18 protein-coding genes, 4 tRNA genes, 1 other RNA gene and 1 pseudogene are annotated in these 18,637 nt (G+C 65.0%); 15 read left to right on the top strand and 9 right to left on the bottom strand.

The features are described 5' to 3' along the window. The first annotated feature begins 103 nt into the window (after positions 1-103). The 5 genes and pseudogenes from lon (at position 104) to ACW7G6_RS10285 (ending at position 5,364) form a co-directional block, all read left to right on the top strand. Entirely contained in the window at positions 104-2,548 is a 2,445-nt protein-coding gene (gene lon, locus ACW7G6_RS10305) for an endopeptidase La (RefSeq protein WP_456998192.1), read from the top strand. Between the two features lie 215 nt (positions 2,549-2,763). Continuing rightward, positions 2,764-3,042, top strand: a pseudogene (locus ACW7G6_RS10300) (HU family DNA-binding protein); the annotation flags it as partial. Positions 3,043-3,089: 47 nt separating this feature from the next. Next, positions 3,090-3,164, top strand: a tRNA-Val gene (locus ACW7G6_RS10295). Between the two features lie 28 nt (positions 3,165-3,192). Next, positions 3,193-3,269 (top strand) — tRNA-Asp (locus ACW7G6_RS10290). Positions 3,270-3,387: 118 nt separating this feature from the next. Then, complete coding sequence (locus tag ACW7G6_RS10285) at positions 3,388-5,364, top strand: peptidyl-prolyl cis-trans isomerase (RefSeq protein ID WP_456978675.1); 1,977 nt, start codon at positions 3,388-3,390, stop codon at positions 5,362-5,364. 74 nt (positions 5,365-5,438) lie between these two features. On the opposite strand, the gene ACW7G6_RS10280 is transcribed toward ACW7G6_RS10285, so the two are convergent. The 3 genes from ACW7G6_RS10280 to gloB all read right to left on the bottom strand — a co-directional run bounded on the left by ACW7G6_RS10280 (position 5,439) and on the right by gloB (position 8,099). Then, entirely contained in the window at positions 5,439-6,233 is a 795-nt protein-coding gene (locus tag ACW7G6_RS10280) for an enoyl-ACP reductase FabI (RefSeq protein WP_456978676.1), read from the bottom strand. Between the two features lie 73 nt (positions 6,234-6,306). Continuing rightward, positions 6,307-7,251, bottom strand: coding sequence for a lytic transglycosylase domain-containing protein (locus ACW7G6_RS10275; RefSeq protein WP_456998282.1), 945 nt, complete (start codon positions 7,249-7,251; stop codon positions 6,307-6,309). A gap of 65 nt (positions 7,252-7,316) precedes the next feature. Then, positions 7,317-8,099 carry a hydroxyacylglutathione hydrolase gene (gloB, locus tag ACW7G6_RS10270; protein WP_456998191.1) on the bottom strand — a complete coding sequence of 261 codons (783 nt, stop codon included), beginning with the start codon at positions 8,097-8,099 and terminating at the stop codon, positions 7,317-7,319. A 92-nt stretch (positions 8,100-8,191) separates the two neighbouring features. On the opposite strand from gloB, the gene ACW7G6_RS10265 reads away from it, so the two are divergent. Genes ACW7G6_RS10265 through dnaQ form a run of 3 tightly spaced genes read left to right on the top strand, consistent with a single transcriptional unit; the run spans position 8,192 to position 10,168 of the window. Then, positions 8,192-8,917 carry a hypothetical protein gene (locus ACW7G6_RS10265; RefSeq protein WP_456978678.1) on the top strand — a complete coding sequence of 242 codons (726 nt, stop codon included), beginning with the start codon at positions 8,192-8,194 and terminating at the stop codon, positions 8,915-8,917. A gap of 20 nt (positions 8,918-8,937) precedes the next feature. Beyond that, entirely contained in the window at positions 8,938-9,447 is a 510-nt protein-coding gene (gene rnhA / locus ACW7G6_RS10260; RefSeq protein WP_456978853.1) for a ribonuclease HI, read from the top strand. Continuing rightward, a complete protein-coding gene (gene dnaQ / locus ACW7G6_RS10255; protein ID WP_456998281.1) occupies positions 9,386-10,168 on the top strand; it encodes a DNA polymerase III subunit epsilon in 783 nt (260 codons plus the stop codon). Before rnhA ends, dnaQ begins: the two co-directional genes overlap by 62 nt. 85 nt (positions 10,169-10,253) lie before the next feature. On the opposite strand, the gene ACW7G6_RS10250 is transcribed toward dnaQ, so the two are convergent. Together ACW7G6_RS10250 and ACW7G6_RS10245 are read right to left on the bottom strand one after the other, a co-directional pair. Then, complete coding sequence (locus tag ACW7G6_RS10250; RefSeq protein ID WP_456998190.1) at positions 10,254-10,958, bottom strand: PP2C family protein-serine/threonine phosphatase; 705 nt, start codon at positions 10,956-10,958, stop codon at positions 10,254-10,256. A 162-nt stretch (positions 10,959-11,120) separates the two neighbouring features. After that, positions 11,121-11,211, bottom strand: a tRNA-Ser gene (locus ACW7G6_RS10245). Positions 11,212-11,339: 128 nt separating this feature from the next. Between ACW7G6_RS10245 and ACW7G6_RS10240 the strand changes: the two genes are divergently transcribed. Further along, positions 11,340-11,747 (top strand): DUF6165 family protein, encoded by a 408-nt coding sequence (locus tag ACW7G6_RS10240; RefSeq protein ID WP_456978681.1) that lies wholly within the window; start codon positions 11,340-11,342, stop codon positions 11,745-11,747. A gap of 22 nt (positions 11,748-11,769) precedes the next feature. Here ACW7G6_RS10240 and ACW7G6_RS10235 read toward each other — a convergent pair whose 3' ends face one another. After that, positions 11,770-12,852: a glycosyltransferase family 9 protein gene (locus ACW7G6_RS10235; protein ID WP_456998280.1), complete on the bottom strand. Its 1,083-nt coding sequence runs from the start codon at positions 12,850-12,852 to the stop codon at positions 11,770-11,772. 22 nt (positions 12,853-12,874) lie between these two features. Between ACW7G6_RS10235 and ACW7G6_RS10230 the strand changes: the two genes are divergently transcribed. Both ACW7G6_RS10230 and ACW7G6_RS10225 read left to right on the top strand, forming a co-directional pair. Continuing rightward, on the top strand, positions 12,875-13,624 hold the full coding sequence (locus ACW7G6_RS10230) for a 3-deoxy-D-manno-octulosonic acid kinase (RefSeq protein WP_456978682.1): 750 nt from the start codon (positions 12,875-12,877) through the stop codon (positions 13,622-13,624). Position 13,625: 1 nt separating this feature from the next. Next, the gene (locus tag ACW7G6_RS10225) at positions 13,626-14,387 is read left to right on the top strand and encodes an MBL fold metallo-hydrolase (protein ID WP_456978683.1); all 762 of its coding nucleotides are present in this window, start codon (positions 13,626-13,628) and stop codon (positions 14,385-14,387) included. Positions 14,388-14,439: 52 nt separating this feature from the next. Here ACW7G6_RS10225 and ffs read toward each other — a convergent pair. Together ffs and ACW7G6_RS10215 are read right to left on the bottom strand one after the other, a co-directional pair. Continuing rightward, positions 14,440-14,536: signal recognition particle sRNA small type (gene ffs, locus ACW7G6_RS10220), an RNA gene on the bottom strand. Between the two features lie 25 nt (positions 14,537-14,561). Beyond that, a tRNA-Ser gene (locus tag ACW7G6_RS10215) sits at positions 14,562-14,654 on the bottom strand. A 211-nt stretch (positions 14,655-14,865) separates the two neighbouring features. Between ACW7G6_RS10215 and dnaX the strand changes: the two genes are divergently transcribed. From dnaX to ACW7G6_RS10195, 4 genes are all read left to right on the top strand, one after another. After that, positions 14,866-16,650 (top strand): DNA polymerase III subunit gamma/tau, encoded by a 1,785-nt coding sequence (dnaX, locus tag ACW7G6_RS10210; protein ID WP_456998189.1) that lies wholly within the window; start codon positions 14,866-14,868, stop codon positions 16,648-16,650. Positions 16,651-16,721: 71 nt separating this feature from the next. Beyond that, on the top strand, positions 16,722-17,042 hold the full coding sequence (locus ACW7G6_RS10205; protein WP_456962034.1) for a YbaB/EbfC family nucleoid-associated protein: 321 nt from the start codon (positions 16,722-16,724) through the stop codon (positions 17,040-17,042). Positions 17,043-17,106: 64 nt separating this feature from the next. After that, positions 17,107-17,703 carry a recombination mediator RecR gene (recR, locus tag ACW7G6_RS10200; protein ID WP_456998188.1) on the top strand — a complete coding sequence of 199 codons (597 nt, stop codon included), beginning with the start codon at positions 17,107-17,109 and terminating at the stop codon, positions 17,701-17,703. Between the two features lie 54 nt (positions 17,704-17,757). Further along, positions 17,758-18,111, top strand: coding sequence for a histidine triad nucleotide-binding protein (locus tag ACW7G6_RS10195; RefSeq protein WP_456962032.1), 354 nt, complete (start codon positions 17,758-17,760; stop codon positions 18,109-18,111). 21 nt (positions 18,112-18,132) lie between these two features. On the opposite strand, the gene ACW7G6_RS10190 is transcribed toward ACW7G6_RS10195, so the two are convergent. Continuing rightward, positions 18,133-18,618 carry a Slp family lipoprotein gene (locus ACW7G6_RS10190; protein ID WP_456978686.1) on the bottom strand — a complete coding sequence of 162 codons (486 nt, stop codon included), beginning with the start codon at positions 18,616-18,618 and terminating at the stop codon, positions 18,133-18,135. Between the last annotated feature and the right edge of the window lie 19 nt (positions 18,619-18,637).

The raw sequence follows: 18,637 nt of genomic DNA, 5'->3' as shown, positions 1-18,637 counted from the left end.
GCGCCGGCCCCCATAACCCAGTCCATGACCGGCAAATCCGGTGCATCCTCTTTTTACCGACCGTGCCTGATTGGCACGGCTGTCTGTACGACCCGGAGTTCCCATGACCCGATCCACCGATATCCAGCCCCCCGCGGGCGAACTGCTCAACTTGCCGGTGTTGCCGCTGCGCGATGTCGTCGTGTTCCCGCACATGGTGATTCCGCTGTTTGTCGGGCGCGACAAATCGATCCAGGCACTCGACCAGGCCATGGCGGCGGACAAGCAGATCCTGTTGGTCGCGCAGAAGAGTGCCGAGACCGACGACCCCGGCGCCGAGGATCTGTTCGAGATCGGCACCCTGGCCCATGTGTTGCAGCTGCTGAAGCTGCCCGACGGCACCATCAAGGTGTTGGTGGAGGGCGTGTCGCGGGTGCGGGTCGAACAGGTCGTGGAGGTGGACGGCACGCTCATCGGGCAGGCTCGCGTCATTGCGCCCGAAACCGATCGCGATGAACGTGAGATCGAGGCGATCATGCGCTCGCTGATGGGCTTGTTCGAGCAGTACGTCAAGACCAACCGCAAGCTGCCGCCAGAGTTGATGCAGACCTTGTCGGGCATCGAGGAGCCCGGTCGCCTGGCCGACACCATCGCCGCCCATCTTGGCGCGCGGGTCAGTGACAAGCAGACGCTGCTGGAAACCCACGGCATCGGAGCCCGGATGGAACAACTGGTGGGCCTGGTTGACGGTGAAATCGATGTCCAGCAGCTGGAGAAGCGCATCCGCGGCCGGGTCAAGGGCCAGATGGAGAAGAGCCAGCGCGAGTACTACCTCAACGAGCAGATGAAGGCGATCCAGAAGGAGCTGGGCGACATCGACGACGCGCCCAACGACATCGAGGAGCTGACCCGGAAGATCGCCGCGGCCGGCATGCCCAAGCCGGTGGAGGCAAAGGCCAAGTCCGAGCTCAACAAGCTCAAGCAGATGTCACCGATGTCGGCCGAGGCCGCCGTGGTGCGCAACTACCTGGACTGGGTGCTGGGGGTGCCGTGGAAGAAGCGCAGCAAGGTACGCAAGGATCTGTCGGCGGCCCAGGATGTGCTGGACGCGGACCATTTCGGGCTGGAGAAGGTCAAGGAACGCATCCTGGAGTACCTGGCGGTGCAGACGCGGGTGAAGCGGATGAAGGGCGCCATCTTGTGCCTGGTCGGGCCACCGGGCGTGGGCAAGACCTCGTTGGGCCAATCGATCGCGCGGGCGACCAACCGCAAGTTCGTGCGCATGTCGCTGGGCGGGGTGCGCGACGAGGCCGAGATCCGCGGCCATCGCCGGACCTATGTCGGTTCCATGCCGGGCCGGGTGGTGCAGAACCTGAGCAAGGCGGGCACCAGGAATCCGTTGTTCATGCTCGACGAGATCGACAAGATGTCGATGGATTTCCGCGGCGATCCGTCCTCGGCGTTGCTGGAGGTGCTTGATCCCGAGCAGAACCACGCCTTCAACGATCACTACCTGGAAGTTGACCTGGACCTGAGCGAGGTGATGTTCGTGGCCACCTCCAACACCCTCAACATCCCGGGTCCGTTGCTCGATCGGATGGAGGTGATCCGGATCCCCGGTTACACCGAGGAGGAGAAGCTCAGTATCGCCATGCGCTATCTGCTGCCCAAGCAACTCACGGCCAATGGGCTGAGGCCTGGCGAGTTGAAGGTGGCCGAATCGGCGGTGCGCGACATCGTGCGCTATTACACGCGCGAAGCCGGCGTCCGCAATCTGGAGCGGGAGATCGGCAAGATCTGCCGCAAGGTGGTCAAGGACATTGCGCTCGCCGGACCGAAGCCCGCCGCCAGGAAGACGGCACTTACCGTCAGCTCGAAGAATCTGGACAAGTATCTGGGCGTTCGCAAGTTCGACTTCGGGCGCGCCGAGGAGCACAACGAAATCGGACTGGTCACCGGCCTTGCATGGACCGAGGTTGGCGGCGAGTTGTTGCAGGTGGAGACCACGCTGGTACCGGGCAAGGGTCAGCTGCTGCTGACTGGCCAACTGGGTGACGTCATGAAGGAGTCGGCTTCGGCGGCGCTGTCGGTGGTGCGTGCGCGCACCGAGCGGTTGGGGATCGACCTGGATTTCCTGCACAAGCAGGATGTCCACATTCACGTGCCCGAAGGCGCGACGCCCAAGGACGGCCCCAGCGCCGGGATCGCGATAACGACGGCGTTGGTGTCGACCCTGACCAGGAACCCGGTCAGGGCCGAGGTAGCGATGACCGGTGAAATCACCCTGCGCGGTCGCGTCCTGCCGATCGGCGGCCTCAAGGAAAAGCTGCTGGCAGCGCTGCGCGGCGGGATCACCACGGTGATCATTCCTGAGGAGAACAAGAAGGATCTGGTCGATTTGCCCAAGAGCGTGACCGATGGCCTCAAAATCCTGACCGCACGCTGGATCGACGAAGTGCTCGACATCGCATTGGAGCGCCCCCTCGTCCCCATGGCGCCGCCCCAGCAAGATGGGCCCCCGCCACCCTCAAAACGCAAGCCTGTCACGCGTGCAGACGTCAAGCATTGATCGTCCAGGTTGCCGAATATTACGCAAAATGGGCTGAAACCCGCGTCGTTGCTGGGTTTCCGCCTTGCGTGAGTAAAACCCCACTGGTATAACGACGGGGAGCCGCATCGCATCGCCCACGCGGGACTGTGATGCGGCAAGGTCGATCGGGGTACTGCTGCGCGCGGTAGCATTCCGATTCTCAATTTCGCGGTTCTCGATCCGCTCAGGAGTCCAAACGCATGAATAAGGGTGATTTTGTTGCTGCCGTCGCCGACGCTGCAGAACTGTCCAAGACCGACGCTGCCAGCGCCGTGGACGCCATGGTCAGCGTCATTACCAAAACGCTGAAGAAGGGCGACACGATCACATTGGTTGGCTTCGGCACGTTCCAGGTTCGCGAGCGCGCTGCTCGTCAGGGCCGCAACCCGAAGACCGGCGAAGCCATCAAGATCAAGGCATCGAAAAATCCGGCTTTCAAGGCTGGCAAAGCACTAAAAGACGCTGTAAACTAAGTGGCTCGCCCGCCGATGTGCATGTTCTGGCATCGGCACTGCACGCAGGGTGCTTAGCTCAGTGGTAGAGCGTCTCCTTTACACGGAGAGGGTCGGGGGTTCGAAACCCTCAGCACCCACCAAGCACCGGGTCGACAGAGTTCCAAGTGCGGAGTGGTAGTTCAGTTGGTTAGAATGCTGGCCTGTCACGCCGGAGGTCGCGGGTTCGAGTCCCGTCCACTCCGCCATTTATACCCAGGCCCCTCGAGCAATCGAGGGGCCTGTTTTTTTTAGCATGGGGCGGCCCGACTTTCGGCGCGCAAGCACGTTAAACTGTACGGCTTCCGCACTCGACGCGACGGGATCATGCTGCAAAAACTCCGAGACAAAACTACTGGCTGGATCGCCATGGCGATCATGGGCGTGTTGATCGTCCCCTTCGCCCTGTTTGGACTGGACCAGTACATGGTCCAGGGCAGCAGTTCCACTGTGGCCGTCATCAAGGCACCGCCTGCCTGGTGGACGTCGGCTCCGTCGTTCTGGCCGGTGTCGGTGTTGTGGCGTCAAGAGGAGATCACGACCAACGAGTTCCAGGACCAGTTCCAACGGGTGCGCCAGCAGCAACGCACGGCACAGGGCGACGCGTTCGACTCGCGCGATTTCGCGGAGACCTCCAACAAGCTCGCGGTTCTGGATTCATTGGTGAGCCAGCGCGTCCAGACCATGGCCGCCGACGCCTCAGGCATCGCCATCAGTGATGCGATGGTGCGCAACGAGATCCAGCAGATCCCGGCGTTCCAGGTCGACGGCAAATTCGACCCGCAGCGTTACCAGCTTGCGCTGGCGTCGCAGGTGCCCGCGCAGTCGCCGGCGCAGTTCGATGCGATGGTGCGCCAAAGCCTGAAGCAGAGCCTGCTGGCCAACGCGATCGCCGGCAGCAACTTCATTACCAACAGCGAGATGGCACGTCTGGTCAAGCTGATGGGCGAGCGGCGTGACGTGAGCCTGGTGGTCGTGCCCGCACCGGAAGCGTCCGCTGCGGATGCCGAGCCGACGCCGGCCGAGATCCAAGCGTGGTACGACGCGCATGCGGTCGATTACATTGCGCCCGAGAGCGTCTCTGTCGAGTACATCTCGTTGGATCGCAAGGCGATGCCGGAACCGCCGCCGGCCGACGAAGCGACCTTGCGCCAGCTCTACGAAGAGCAACAGGACAAGTTCGCCGAACCGGAGCAGCGCCTCGCATCGCACATCCTGTTGCAGGTCGACGAAGGCGCGGACGCCGCGGCGATAGAGGCCAAGGCGCGTGAACTTGCCGCCAAGGCCGGCGCGGAAGGGGCCGACTTCGGCGCGCTCGCGGAGGCCAACAGTGATGACAGTGGCTCCAGGGCCAGCGGCGGGGACCTGGGCTGGATTGGCAAAGGCATGATGCCCGGTGCCGTCGAGGACGCGTTGTTCGCACTGGAGCCTGGCCAGGTCAGCGAGCCCGTCAGGAGCGAGTTTGGCTGGCATGTGATCAAGTTGCGTGAGGTCAAGGCTGGCGCGCGGGAGTCCTTCGAGGACGTCCGCGATGCATTGGCGCTCGAGCAGGTCACTGCGGAACGTGACCGCATGTTCAACGACCTGTCCAGCCGTGTTGTGGATGCGGTGTTGCGAAGCCCCGGCGTGCTTGAGCCGGCGGCGGAGGCGGCGAACCTTTCAGTCCAGCAGTTGGGTCCGTTTAACGAACAAGCCAGCGAAGGCCTGGCGGCGAATCCGGCGCTCAAGCGTGCGGCGTTCTCCGAGACATTGGTCCAGGACGGCACCGTCAGCGATCCGATCGAGATCGAGCCTGGTCACAACGTATGGCTCCGGGTGACAAGTCACCAGCCCGAGCATGCACGACCACTGGATGAGGTGCGCAGCGATGTGGTCGCGGCCCTCAAGGCTGACCAGGCGCAGCAGGCGGCTGCCAAGCGTGCGGAGACCCTCCTTGCCCGGTTGGATGGTGGTGAGTCCCTTGCCGTATTGGTGGCTGCCGAGCAATTGCCCGAGCCACAGGTGATCCCCGGGGTGCCGCGCGGCGCACCGCTGATTGCTGACGGTGTGTCGGAAGCAATTTTCGCCGTGCAGGCAGCTGCCGAAGGAAAGGTTGCCGGTGGCTACGACGTGCTGGACGACAACCGGATTGTCCTGTTTACCGTGGACAAGGTGGCGGCGGGGAGTGACGAGCAATTGCCGCCGCAACAGCGCGAGATCATGCGGCAACAGCTCTCCCAGGTGGCCGGGATCGAGGATGTGCAGGCGTTGATCAAGACGTTGCGTCAGCGGATGCAGGTCAAGGTGATCGAGCAGAACCTGTAAAAAAAGATCCAGTCCGGCCTGGCGCCGGACTGGATCTCGTGGTTTCAGTTTGCGCGGCTTCAGTTCCCGGTGCTTCAGTCGGCGTCGCCGACTCCGGTCATGCCCAGGATGTTGTAGCCCGAATCGACGTACACCACGTCGCCGGTAATGCCTGCTGCCAGGTCCGAACACAGGAACGCCGCGGTGTTGCCGACGTCCTCGATGGTGACCGTGCGGCGCAGCGGCGCGTTCTTCTCGAACTGGCCGAGCATCTTGCGGAAATTGGAGATACCCGCAGCCGACAACGTCTTGATGGGACCGGCGGAGATTGCATTGACGCGCGTGCCTTCCGGTCCCAGGTTTAGTGCGAGGTAGCGAACCGTCGCCTCCAGGCTGGCCTTGGCCACGCCCATTACGTTGTAATTTTGCAGCGCACGCACGGCGCCCAGGTAGCTGAGGGTCAGGACCGCCCCGTTGCGGCCGGCCATCAGCGGGCGGGCGGCCTTGGAGATGGCCGCCAGCGAATAGGCCGAGATGTCGTGGGCCACGGCCCAGTTCTCGCGGGTCAAGCCGTCCAGGAACTCACCCTCGATCGCCTCGCGCGGGGCGAATGCGATGGCATGGATGAGGATGTCGAACCCGTCCCAGCGCTGGCCGAGTTGCTCGAAACAGGCGGCAATCTGCTCGTCACTGGACACGTCCAGCGGAAGCACGATGTCGCTGCCCAGTGCGGCGGCGGCTTTCTCCACCCGCGGGCGCATCTTGTCGTTGAGGTAAGTGAAGGCCAGTTCCGCGCCTTCGCGATGCATCGCCTCGGCGATGCCGCTGGCGATCGAGCGTTCGCTGGCGATGCCGGTAATCAGCGCGCGCTTGCCTTGAAGAAAACCCATGGTGGCTCCTGGTTGAGCTGGGCCGCGACCGGGGCGGTCGGGCAACCTCTTATTGTACCCATGCCGCCAATGCCTAATTCAGGCTGGTGGCCAGTACCAGCAAGCGAACCGGTGTGTCGCCGGCATGGCTGATCCGGCCATCACGGAACACCGGATTGAGGCGAGCCAGGCGTTTGGGGTCCTGGTCGTTGCGCGCAGCCCAATCCGAAATCGCGTGCACGTTCTCGGCCACCGGCATCGCCTTCAAGTGCGGCACCGGCCGATCCATCGCCTTTACCCAGGGGTCCCGGTCGTCGGCATCGCCCAGGACACAGGCCAGGGCGTGCAGCTTGCGCACGTAGGCATGGGTGATGTCCGGCAGTCCCGGCAGCGCTTCGGGGTCGGCGTCACGCGCGACCTGGCCGCCCTTGTCGAGCGCGGAGAATATCCGGTACTCGCCGGCGTTGTAGGCCATCACCGCCAAGCGCCAGTCACCGGCGAACATGCCGTGCAGTGTCTTCAGGTAGCGCACCGCGGCGCGGGTGGAATCCACTGGTGACAGGCGCCCGTCGTAGCCCTTGCGAATCGATACATTGTGGCTGCGCGCAGTGAGCTTGATCATCTGCCACAGCCCGGCAGGCCCCTGGGGGCTGCGCGCCTCGGGGCGATAGCCACTCTCCACGAACGGAATGAGGGCGTACTCGCTGGGCAGGCCCGCGCCGCGAACGGCGTCCAGCACGTAGCCGAACAGCAGCAATGTATCGTCACCGGGCGAGGCCAGGCGCTTGGGTGCGGCAGCGTAGTGCTTGCTCCAGCGCGCGCTGACGTCGGTTCCGCAGGATGGATCAGCCAGGCCCGCCCGGAACTGTTGGTAAATATCCAGCCCGCTGCGAGCGGTGACGGTGGCGGCGCTACTGGCCGACTCGGCCGTATCAGGGCCCGCTGCCGCAGCTGTCGATCCGGGGTTGGTCTCGTCTGCGCTCACCGGCACTGCCAGCGACATCGCCAGCAACATGGCCAACAACATGGCCAACAACATGGCCAACAGGGGGCGCGTGGAGCGGGGTGCGCCGACTTTGAGCCGGCGTCCAGGGCCGGGCCGACTCATCCGCCGAACCCGTCCTTCCATTGTCGCAATCCTGCGAACACCTCTACCGCGTCGCTTGGGGCGCGGCCCAGCCTGTGTTGTACAGCAGCGACCACGGCCGGCTCTGCGCAACGCAGGAAAGGATTGCACGCCAGTTCGCTGGTGATCGTGCTGGGCAGGCTTGGCTTGGCGGCATCGCGCATGGACTGGACTTCCAGGATGCGGCGCTGGAGCGCCGTGTTGTGGGGTTCGACCACGCGCGCAAACGCCGCGTTGGACAGGGTGTATTCGTGGCCGCAACAAACCCGCGTCGGCCCCGGCAGGTGGGCCAGTCGGGACAATGACTGGTGCATCTGCAACGGACTACCTTCGAAAAGACGCCCGCAACCCAGGCTGAACAAGGTGTCGCCGCTGAACAGAACGGGGTCGCTGGCAGCGGTGTCGGCACAGAAATAGGCCAGGTGACTGGTGGTATGGCCCGGTACTGCAATCGTCTCGAACCGGCGTGCGCCAAGGGTGAACCGGTCGCCATCGGCCACCCGGATCGTCGCCAGCTCGATTCGCGGGTCATGTGCCGCGACCACCGGCAGGCCAGGCCAGCGCGCCAACAGGTCGGCCAATCCGCCGATGTGGTCGGGGTGGTGGTGGGTCAACAGGATCCCGGTAGGTGACATGCCGGCATCGGCCGCGGTGAACACCGGCCCAGCCTGGCCGGGATCGACGATCAGGCTGCCGCCATTGCCGTCATCGAGCAGCCAGATGTAGTTGTCGTTGAATGCAGGCAGGGCGTGCAGAAGCATCCAGGGACTCCTTCGGGTTGCCGGCGACGCGCAGCGCAATGCCGCACAATGCAGAGCCTGCCAAGCCACCGGCGATGCGAGAATCCGCGACCATGCCTGCGTTCAAGCACGATCGTCAACTCCAGTCGAGCGCATCTGGCGGGCTCGACTGGTTTGGCAGTGAAGCCGGAGGCGGGTTGCCGGCAGCTGAAGCCGCTGCGGTCAAGCGGGTATTGGATGCGTGTCCGGCGATGCCCTGGCTCTGGATCGGGGTGCCGGCGGCGGTGCCCCCGGTCGCTGGTCGTCGTGGGATTGTGCTGCACCGCAACCAGCACGATCTGGTCGGAACGGTGCGCTGTGCCTTGCCATTGCCGCTGGCCACGGAGACCTGCGGGGCGGTGCTGCTGCAGCACGCGCTCGATGACGGTGATGGTGGGCTGGCATTGCTGGAGGAATGCGCGCGCGTGCTGGCGCCGGGCGGTACGCTCTGGTTGGCGACCCTGAATCCCTGGACGCCGTACCGTTTTCGCTGGATGGGCACCGGCTTGCGGGCCCGCGACCCGGGCCGGTGGCAACGGGTGCTGCGGCAAACCGGGTTTTCCGGCAGCTCGATCCGGTTGCAATGGCTGGGCCCGCATTGGCGCGTCGGCACTGGCGAGACCGGGGTGGCTGCTGTGGATCGGTTTCGCGCGGCGATGGCGTTCACGGTAAGCAAGCGGGTGCTTGCATCAGTAACACCCACGCCGCTGCGCCAGTTGCGCTGGCAAGCGGGACGCTGGTCTGAATCCTCACCATCGGGGCAGACCTGCCCGCCGTGCTCGGTGATAATGCCCCGATGACTGAAGACATCTGCGACACCATGGAAAAACCGCCCGCGGCCGGACACCCTGTCGACGTGTCCGCCCCGGTCGCCCGTAACGTACAGATCCATACCGATGGTGCCTGCCTGGGCAATCCGGGGCCGGGCGGTTGGGCGGCGTTGTTGCGCTGCAATGGGGTGGAGCGTGAACTGACTGGCGGTGAAGCGGACACCACCAACAACCGTATGGAATTGATGGCGGCCATCTCCGCGCTGGAAGCACTCCGCAGTCCGTGCGTGGTCACCCTGCATACCGATTCCCAGTACGTCCGCCAGGGCATCACCCAGTGGATGGCCAACTGGGTGCGCCGTGGCTGGAAGACGGCGGCCGGCGCGCCAGTCAAGAACCGCGACCTGTGGGAGCGCCTGCAAGCGGCGACGGTGGCCCATCAGATTGATTGGCGATGGGTGAAGGGCCATTCCGGTGATCCGGACAACGAACGTGTCGATGATCTGGCGCGCGACGAGGCCACCCGCTTCAAGGGGCGTGCACCCCACGGGGTGGGTTGAGATGTCGCTTCGCCAGGTCGTGCTTGATACCGAAACCACCGGGCTGAGCTGGGAGCGCGGCAACCGGGTGGTCGAGATCGGTTGCGTCGAGTTCCTGGAGCGGCGCCCAAGCGGGCGTACGTTCCACCGTTATCTCAAGCCTGACTGCCAGTTTGAGCCGGGTGCGCAGGAAGTCACCGGCCTGACCCTGGAGTTCCTGGCCGACAAACCCGTTTTCGCGGACATCGTCGATGAATTCATTGCCTTCATCGACGGCGCCGAGCTGGTGATCCATAACGCGGCCTTCGACGTCGGCTTCCTGGACAACGAGCTGCGCTTGGTGGGTGGCGGCCACGGCGGCCTGGGTGAGCGTTGCGCGATAGAGGACACGCTGTTGCTGGCCCGTCGGCGCTTCCCGGGGCAGCGCAACTCACTCGATGCGCTCTGCCGGCGGCTTGGCGTGGACAATGCGCACCGCCAGTTGCACGGTGCGTTGCTGGATGCGCAGCTGTTGGCCGAAGTCTATATCGGGCTGACCTCGGGACAGGAAGAGATCGGGTTCGCCAGCCCGCAGCCGGCACCGGGAGCGGTCGCGGCAGTGCTGTTCAAACCGGATGACTCGATGCGGTCGCGGCCGTCGGTCGTGGTGCAGGCCGATGAGCTGGCTGCGCACGAGGTGCGACTGGAAAGCCTGCGCAAACGGGCCGGTGTTGCGGTGTGGGATGCCGCCGAGCCCGTCTAGTCAGCGGTTTGGCGTCCATGGATCCGCCTTCGACCGCAGGAAGTCCAGTCGGGCGCGGGGATGACGACAACTGTTCAGGTGTTGCCTAATGGCTGCGGACCAGGATCGCGGTGATGTTGTCGGAGCCACCGCCATCCAGCGCGGCCGCCACCAGGGTGTCGACGCATTCCTGGGCGCTGCAGTCGGCGTGGGCAAGTACCCGCGCGATCTGCTGGTCGTCGACCTCCTCGGTCAACCCATCGCTGCACAACAGCAACTGCATGCCCGGCAGCAGTTCCCCCGACATCATGGCGACGTCCAGGCTGCTGGGACCGGTCACTCCCAGCGCCTGGGTGACGACGTTGCGATGCGGGTGGTGGCGGGCCTGCTCGCGGGTGATGGCACCGGTGGAGATCAGCTCCTGCACGTAGCTGTGATCCCGGGACAGCTGGGTCAGCTGGTCCTCACGCCACAGATAGATCCGGCTGTCGCCGACCCAGACCACCTCGAACCGGGTGCCGCTGATGCGCGCTGCAACCACGGTGGTCCCCATGGGCAGCGCATCGCGTCGCCGTCGTGAGACGCGGATGATCTCCTCGTCGGCGATGCGGATGGCTTGGGCAAGTGGGGTGCCATCGCGGATTTCACGCACGATGGTCTCGCGCGCCAGTGCGCTGGCGACTTCGCCATACTCGTGGCCGCCCATGCCGTCGGCTACCAGCCACAGGCCCAGCTCGCTGTCGCCGTAATAGCTGTCTTCATTGAGCTCACGACGCAGGCCAGGGTGCGTCAGGTGTCCGAATTCGATCATGCAGATCCTGTTGTCGAAAACCCTTCGCAGAATAAAACGGAGTGATCGTCGTTGGCCGGCCAGCGATGGTCAGCAGCCGGGCAGCGGAAAGGACGTCCGAGTCCGGGAAGGCAACCAGTTTGTCAGCAAAAAGGGCTGTCAGGACAGCCCTTTCGCGATATCTGGCGGAGAGGGGGGGATTCGAACCCCCGGTACGCTATAAACGTACGCCTGATTTCGAATCAGGTACATTCGACCACTCTGCCACCTCTCCGGTGTGCCACGACCGCGAAACCCGGGTCGTGGGGGCGCAATGATACGGGCCGCAGCGCGGGTCGACAAGCTGCCTGGGTTCCGCTGCTCGACGCTAGACTGGTGGACCCCCTTATCCCGGTCTGTCCCATGTCTGAAATCCTGGTCCCCGTTTCATTCGGTGAGTTGCTCGACAAGATTGCGATCCTGACCATCAAGTCCGAGCGCATGACCGATGCCGCCAAGCTGGCGAACATCCACAACGAGCTGTCGGCGCTGCAGAAGACCTGGTTGGCGCACCCCGCGGCCGACAAGGACGTGATCCGCCTGCGCACGGAACTCAAGGCGGTCAACGAGCGCCTGTGGGTCATCGAGGACGACATCCGGATCAAGGAGAAGGCGCAGCAGTTCGACGCCGACTTCATCAAGCTGGCCCGCAGCGTCTATTTCGAGAATGACGAGCGCGCCCGGCTCAAGCGCGAAATCAACCTCGCCCTGGGGTCTTCGTATGTCGAGGAGAAGTCCTACCAGGACTACAAAGGCGGCGACGCGCCCTGACAGCGGACTGCCAGCGAGCGCGCTAGCCGCCTGCCCGCTGGCGACATCCCGGGTGGTCGGCGAGGAAGCGTTCAAACGCCGCGACCGCATCGTCGACGCTGACCAGGTCCATCACCCCGTCCTGCTCGATCTTGCTGCCCCAGCGGAGCTGGCTGGCAGGTTTGCCCCGATACTTGCGCGCGGCATCGTCATAGCGGTCCACGCAGTAACGGCGATCACTGTAAGGACCGCTGCGCGCCGGGTTGCTGGCTGCGTGCAGGCCCAGGACTTTCGTTCCCATCGCGTTGGCGATGTGCATCGGGCCCGAGTCCGGGGTCATCACCAGGTCGGCGCGTTCCAGCAGCGCCGGCAATTGTTTCAGGGTGTCCTTGCCCACCAGGTCCAGCGCGTCACCGCGCATCGCAGCGACGATGGCGTCGGTGGTCTGGCGCTCCAACTCGCTGCGTCCGCCACACAGCACCACTCGCCACCCGCGGGCGATCGCGTGATCGGCAACGGCGGCGTGGCGGTCGGGCCGCCAGTTGCGCAGGACATGGCTGGCGCACGGCGAGATCATCAGAGTCGGGGTGTCGTCGGTGGGCCATTGCGCGCCGGCCCATTGCCGCGCCTGCTCGGGTACCGGCAAATCCCATTGCACCCGGGCCTGGGTCAGCCCGAGGGGCTCGCAAAAGCTGCCGATGGCATCGAGTACATGGATGCCCGGCCGGTCCGGGATACGCCGATTGACAAACAATCCATGCCCGTCCCGGGAGCGCGCCGGGTCATAGCCCACGCGCATCGAGGCCGGGATGACCGCCGACAACAGGTTGGCGCGTGCGGCCACCTGCATCTGCAGTAATACGTCGAAGGTCGGGTTGTCGATCGGACCCCGTCGCAATCGGTGGTACAGCGCCAGCATGCCGCCGATTCCGGACTTCTTGTCGTATTCGATGAACTCCACGCCCGGCAGCCCCTCCAGCAAGCGCTGTTCTGTCTTGCCGATGACCCAGCTCAGCCGCGTTTCCGGCCATGCCGCCTGCAGGGTTCGCACCAACGGCACGACATGGGTGACGTCCCCCAGCGCGGACAAGCGCAGCAGGCAGATGGAAGCAGGTGCAGGAGGGATGCTAATTGCTAGACTCCGGAGGATGACTGGGTATGACGCCGCCGAGGGACTGACACCATTCCATGAAGATGGCGGGTATGGCGCGATTTTGTTCGACATTACGCGTGTCCGGCAAGCGCAACCCGAATGGTTCATTCCTGCCGCGTGGGAGGGCAAGGCGCGGCCGGTCGATAGTGGCGGCCGCGGCGGTGCCTGGTTTGTCGACGCGCCGTTTGGACCATCCGTACTGCGACGTTACCTGCGCGGCGGCATGGTCGCCAGGCTCAGCCGCGATCGCTATGTGTGGCAGGGCGCGGACCGCACCCGCAGTTTCGCCGAGTTCCGGCTGTCGCGCGCGATGATCGACAAGGGCGTGCCGGTGCCCTCGCCGATCGCCGCAATGTATCGGCGCGAAGGCGCGCTGTATCGGTGCGCGATCCTGATCGAACGCATCCCGAACGTGCGCAGCCTGGCCGATCGCGTGCTGGTGGCTGGCAGTGATGCGCCATGGGAGGAGACCGGCCGATTGATTGCCCGCGCCCATCGTGCGGGCCTGGATCATGCGGACCTCAACGCCCATAACCTGATGTTTGATAGCGCTGGACGTGGCTGGGTCATCGACCTGGATCGCAGCCAGATAATGATTCCCGCGACCCGTTGGCGCGAGCGCAACCTGGCCCGGCTCAAGCGCTCGCTGCTGAAACTGCGCGGGCCACGTGAGGTCGTCGCGGTCGAGCGCGATTTTGTCCGCCTGCGCGATGCCTACGATCGCATCTGGGCGCGAGGCTACTGAGATGGGTTGGAGCTTGCGGTTCCAGGGCGTCGGCAACTCCTCCGCGGTCGCGTTGGGCTCGGCGATGGCGACGATCGAGCACGATGGCGCGCCATGGCTGACCATCGACTGCGGCGGTGAAGGTTTGACCGCTTATCTTGCCCATTACGGGCAGATGCCGCGCGCGTTGTTCATCACCCACACCCATCTTGACCACGTCGGCGGTTTCGAGCGTCTGTTTGTGGGCAGCTATTTTGATGAAGCGCGTCGGGGGCGGGTGCGCCTGTACGTGCCGGCCAAACTGGTGCCGTTGCTGCACCAGCGTGTCGGCGACTACCCCAATGCGCTGGCCGAGGGTGGGGCCAATTTCTGGGACGCGTTCCAGGTGATCCCGGTCGGCGAGGCTTTCTGGCACGACGGTGTGCGGCTGGAGGTATTTCCGGTCCGCCACCACTGGCCCGATACCGCATTCGGCCTGCGCCTGCATGGCAGCCTGGTCTGGACCGGCGACACCCGTCCGATCCCGGAAATGCTGGCCACGATGGCCGACGCCGACGAGCTGGTCGCCCACGACTGTGCACTGCAAGGCAATCCGTCCCATAGCGGCATTGCCGACCTGGAGCGGGAGTACCCGGGTGAACTGCTGGCGCGTTGCCTGCTCTACCACTACGGCAGCCCGCGCGAAGGTGAGCTGCTCGCCGAACGCGGCTACCGGGTCGGCACGCCGGGCGAACTGGTCGCGCTGCGCGACACCACGGCACTGCGGGTCGAAGCGACGCCGTAGCGGCCCTCGAAATGAGCTGACCCAAACAGGCGCTGCCTCAAAAAAGGCGGTGGCCCTGCCGGCTGACCTCGGCACCCGCGTCAGTCAATACCGTTGCTGCCTTCCGGCCCTGGCGGAGTTTTCGACCTAGCGTCGCGAGGGGCCGACAGGGCCACCATGGACAATTGCAATATCTGGCGGAGAGAGGGGGATTCGAACCCCCGAAGCGCGGTTTAGACGCTTACACACTTTCCAGGCGTGCTCCTTCAACCACTCGGACACCTCTCCGCATCTGAACCGCTCAGACCCCGCCACGACGTCCAATCGGTAGTGGGCCGCAAAGTCTAGCGGTGCCGGGACGCGCGGACAAGTCGCACGTTGCGTGGGGTCGTCGCCCCACCGCGATGGAGGATCCGGCCGTGGCACAATGGCCCGGACCGGTTGCACGCTGCTGTCATGGCGTTGCGACCCTTTCCTCCGGACTTGCCCAAGGTTATTGATGTCCTACCTCGTCCTCGCCCGCAAGTGGCGGCCCAAGCGCTTCGCAGAACTGGTGGGGCAGGAGCACGTGGTCCGGGCGCTCAGCAACGCGCTCGATACCGGCCGGGTCCATCACGCGTTCCTGTTTTCCGGCACCCGTGGGGTCGGGAAGACCACCATTGCGCGGATTTTCGCCAAGTCGCTCAACTGCGAGCGCGGCACCTCGGCCGAACCGTGCGGGGAATGCAATGCCTGCAAGGACATCGATGCCGGCCGGTTCATCGACCTGCTGGAGATCGACGCGGCGTCCAACACCGGCGTCGATGACGTCCGCGAGCTGATCGACAACGCCCAGTACATGCCGTCGCGCGGACGGGTCAAGGTGTACCTGATCGATGAAGTCCACATGCTGTCCAAGTCGGCCTTCAATGCGCTGTTGAAGACGCTGGAGGAGCCGCCGGGGCACGTGAAGTTCCTGTTGGCCACCACCGACCCGCAGAAGTTGCCGGTGACGGTGTTGTCGCGCTGCCTGCAGTTCAACCTCAAGCGCCTGGACGAGGACCAGATCAGCGGCCAGATCGACAAGATCCTGGGCGCCGAGGGCATCGCGGTGGAGCCGGGCGCGGTGCGCCAGATCAGCAAGGCCGCCGACGGCAGCCTGCGCGACGGATTGTCGTTGCTCGACCAGGCCATTGCCTACACCGGCGGCCAGCTGACGGACGCCGCCGTAGCCACCATGCTCGGGACGGTCGACCAGACCCGGGTTGGCGCGCTGCTGACGGCGCTGGCCGGTGGCGATGGTGAGGCGTTGCTGGCCGAAGTGGCGACATTGGCGGAGTTCTCGCCGGACTGGGCTGGGGTGCTGGAAGCGCTGGCCGAGGCGATGCACCGGATCCAGGTGCGGCAGCTGGTGCCCGGCGCGGCGGTCGAAGCCGAAGGTGTCGATGTGGATTCGCTGGCCGCCGCCATTCCGGCCGAGCTGGTGCAATTGTGGTACCAGATGGCAATCAATGGCCGTCGCGATCTTGCGCTCGCGCCCAGCCTGCGCGCGGGGTTCGAGATGAGCGTGTTGCGGATGCTCGCGTTCCGCCCGGCAGGCCCGGGCGCGGCCCGCGAAGTGGCAGCGACGCCAGCCCGCAGCGAGCCGGCTTCTCATCCGGGGGCCGTGACCCGAGGTTCCGTCTCCGCTTCTGCAGACAAGGAGATCGCGGAACACGCCGCCGAATCCGAGCCCGAGCCCGAGTCAAGGCTCGAAGTCGTTCAGCAAGCCGGCATCCGGCCGGAGGTCTCTTACCCGGCCGCAGTCAAGCCGGTAGGGGAGCACCAGGCCAGTAGCAGTTCCGTATCGGAACCAGTGCCGGAACCAGTGCCGGCATCAACGCAGCCACCGTCCCATGCCACCGTCATCGACGACGCCGCAGCCTGGCATGCCTGGGTCATGGCCAGCAGCCTCAAGGGGCCTGCGCGGGTGTTGGCCGAGCACGTCGGCTTCATCGCCTGCAGCGATGGCGTGCTGGCGCTGGCGCTGGCACCGGCCGATGAATTGCTGAACAAACCGGCGCTGGTGCGGCAGATCGCCGAAGCATTGGCGCCGGCCCTGGGCCGCGTTCCCGAAATTCAATTCCAGCCCATGACTGGCGCCGATGGACCGGTGTCGCTGAACCAGCGCAACGAACGCGCGCGCGACGAGCGCCAGGCGGCGGCGGAACAGGCCTTCCTGAACGACGTCCAGGTGCAGGCGTTGATCAGCCAGCGTGGCGCGAAGGTGGTTCCCGATTCGATCCGGCCGTTTGACGATGCCTGACCCGCGACCTTGACGATTGCCGGCGGCACCTCAATCTCAACCGTTATCCATAACCGAAACGAGTAGACGAAATGCGTGGAAATATTGCCCAACTCATGCAGCAAGCGCAGCAGATGCAGGAAAACATGCAGCGTGCGCAGGAAGAGCTCGCCAACGTCGAGGTCACCGGCAACGCTGGCGGTGGCATGGTCAGCGTGACCCTGACCGGTCGCATGGAGTGCCGCAAGGTGCGCATCGATCCGAGCGTGATCAGCGACGCGGAGATGACCGAAGACCTGGTCGCCGCGGCCATCAACGACGCCGTCAACAAGGTCAACGCGGCCTCGCAGGACAAGATGGGTTCGGCCACCGCCGGCATGCAGTTGCCGCCGGGAATGAAGTTGCCGTTCTGATCATGCCTGCTCTGATCATGCCTGTTCTGATCATGTCGCTGCGATCAGTCCGGGCGGACTTTCGATGAGCTCGCCGCTGCTGGAACAATTGATCGAAGCGTTGCGGGTGCTGCCCGGGGTGGGTCAGAAGTCCGCGCAACGCATGGCGTACCACCTGCTGGAACGCGAGCGCGCCGGCGGCCAGCGGCTGTCCGAGGCGCTGGCGGTGGCGATGGTGAAGATCGGCCACTGCGCGCGTTGCCGCGACTTCAGCGAGGATGACGTCTGTCCGACCTGTGCCAGCCCTTCGCGCGATGTCCACCAGCTGTGCGTGGTGGAAACCCCGGCCGATCGTCTCGCCATCGAGCAGGCGACCGGCTACCGGGGCCTGTATTACGTACTGCAGGGCCGGCTCAGTCCCCTTGACGGTATCGGCCCGGCCGAGCTGGGCCTGGACCGGCTGGACGCACGACTGGCCGAAGGCGAGGTGTCGGAGCTGATCATCGCGACCAACCCGACGGTGGAAGGCGAGGCAACCGCGCATTACGTGGGCCAGATTGCGCGCCAGCACGCGGTGCATCCCAGTCGCCTGACCTACGGGGTGCCGCTGGGCGGCGAGTTGGAATATGTCGATCGCGGCACCTTGTCGCATGCCTTCGGCAGCCGCAGCGAGATGACCTGAGCCGACATGCGGCGAGCTGGGTGACAATGGCCCATTACCCCATGGAGCCGCGTCATGACTGACCAGACCATCTTCGGCAAGATCATTCGCCGTGAATTGCCGGCCGATATCGTCTACGAGGACGAGCACCTGATCGCGTTTCGCGACATCGCCCCGCAAGCGCCGGTGCACGTGTTGTTCGTTCCCAAGACACCGGTCGCGACCCTCGATGACCTGACCGAGGCGCAGGCGGTGATCGTCGGCCGGCTTGCCCATGCGGCAGCGTCATATGCCAGGCGGGAAGGCCTGGCCGACGACGGTTATCGACTGGTGATGAACTGCAACGAGCATGGTGGCCAGACCGTGTTCCAGATCCATCTGCATTTGCTTGGCGGCGCGCCGCTGGGGCGGTTTGGCACGCCTGCGTGACGTTGCGCTACCGGGGTGTGCTTACCAATAGCCCCACCACGGCCACGGCGCCGGACGGGTGATCACGTCCACCCGCTCGCGGACCGGCCACAGGTAGACCACGTCGGCGGCGACCCGCGGGAAGCGGTAGTCGTACTCGCCGATCCGTCGGGTTTCGTAACCGTCGATCCTGCCGGTAAAGGTCACTTCACGATTGACCTGGAACAATGCCGGGTCGTAGAAGCCTTCGCGGCATGCGATGAAGCGGCCACCAACGTCATCGGTGGCCCAATACGGCCGGGCCTGGACAGTGAGCCGGGTCGAGATCATCTCGAAACAGGTGCGGTTGGATTCCGGCTCGACCTGCACGATGCGTCCACCCCAGCGCACCAGCGCGCCGGTGCGATCGGCCGTGGTGGCATCGCGCGGACTGACCTGGGCGAACTCACCCTGCAGCGGCATTGGCTGGGTGGCACAGCTGGCCAGCAGTGCGGCGGCAAGCGCGAGCATGACAAGGCGGATGTTCATGGGTTTCTCCGTGTCGAAG

Source organism: Lysobacter sp. A421 (assembly GCF_054052145.1).
This window is presented reverse-complemented; position numbering and strand designations above follow the sequence as displayed.